The sequence below is a fragment of the Gordonia sp. N1V genome (genome assembly GCF_029269935.1).
Classification (GTDB): domain Bacteria; phylum Actinomycetota; class Actinomycetes; order Mycobacteriales; family Mycobacteriaceae; genus Gordonia; species Gordonia polyisoprenivorans.
Map to the genome: position 1 here is coordinate 1 of NZ_JARJDD010000059.1, position 1,392 is coordinate 1,392.

Here is a 1,392-nt window from a genome sequence, read left to right on the forward strand (position 1 = left end):
CCCGCTGGTCGAGGTGCGAGCCGCGTGCGGCGAGCCTCGAGACCGACTGCACCGGCGCTGGATTCGGTCCACGGTGGCCCGGAACCCGGGTTCAGGTCACCGTTCGACGCAGCGACTCGCGAAATCGATGATCTCTCCGGCTACTTCGTCACGGATCTCGGGCTCGTTGTGAACCTCGTGCCGGAAGCCGGTGTACACACGGGTGCGGACGTCCGGATGCCCGCTCAGCGCAAGCTGATTGGCCACATGGTAGGCACCCTCACCGAAGTTGGTAACCGGGTCGCCGTCGCCGGCGAGGATCAACACCGGAAGATCAGCACGTATCGACCGGTACCAGTCGGCAGCATTGGCGGTGTCGTAGAGGTCGACGAATCCGCGGAGGAACCGCACCGACATCGGGGCGCCGAAGTTGTTCAGCGGGTCGATGGCGTGATCACGGACGACGTCGGGGTCGCGGGCCACCCACGCCGTCGGGCCGGATCCCGGCTCATAGCGGGAGATGAACCCGTCGAACATCGACACCACGTACGCCTCGGACGCAGGCGCGGCAGTATCGGTCTCGGCGGCGAGAGCCTGGCGGTCGAGCAGATTCTCGATGCCGTGAATCCCCGCTGCGATACCACACAGAATCAGCCCGTCGACCTGATCACTGTCCCCACTCACCAGTCCGCGCGCGATCATCGACCCCCACGAGTGCCCGAAGATCACATACGGCAGATCGGGATGACGTTCGCGCACAATCGAACGCAGCGAGCGTTCATCGTCCACGACCACCTGATCGGCCCGATCACCGGCGTCGGCCCAGATGCCCGACGACATCGCCGTCTTGCCGTGCCCGGCGTGATCGTCGGCCGCCACGACGAACCCCGCATCCAACAACCTGGTGATCAGCGGGAGATACCGTCGCGAGTGTTCGCCCAGACCATGGATCAGTTGGATGATGCCCCGGGCCGGACGCACCGGCTCGTAGATCCACCCGTAGATCGTGTCCCGTTGATTACTCGAGGTGAACTCGACTTCGCGGAGTGACATCGTTGGCTCCTTCGGCGCGTGATCGGTGACGTCGTAACGCTAACAGCGTCGCCGGATGCGCCCGGCGAAATCGCGAAGCCGCCAGGACCGGTCGGCATCGGCCGACCGACCAGTCCTGACGGTCATCATGAGCTGTCAGACCACCGCGTCGAGGACCACAGTCGGCTCGTCGTCACCGGCATGACGACCGTGGGCCTGTGCCTGGGCGCGGATCTCGTCCTCCTGCGCCATCGACTCGCGGATCGCGCGCTGAGCGTTGTCCGGCAACGAGGGCAGCAGTTCCAGGACGCGTTCGCGGTGACGGGCGACCGCCTTGCGTTCGGGCATACCCGGATTCGGTTGGACCTGCGGAATGATCTC

The 1,392-nt window shown here is 65.5% G+C and carries 1 protein-coding gene and 1 pseudogene; both read right to left on the minus strand.

All coding sequences use genetic code 11. The annotated features are described in order from the left end of the window. Positions 1-96: 96 nt before the first annotated feature. Entirely contained in the window at positions 97-1,032 is a 936-nt protein-coding gene (locus tag P3L18_RS28080; RefSeq protein ID WP_276115993.1) for an alpha/beta hydrolase, read from the minus strand. A gap of 135 nt (positions 1,033-1,167) precedes the next feature. Then, positions 1,168-1,392, minus strand: a pseudogene (locus tag P3L18_RS28085) (ABC transporter ATP-binding protein); the annotation flags it as partial.

Bases quoted from the DNA above. Each gene is read 5' to 3' on its own strand.
- P3L18_RS28080 (WP_276115993.1), bottom strand. From the start codon at position 1,032: ATGTCACTCCGCGAAGTCGAGTTCACCTCGAGTAATCAACGGGACACG.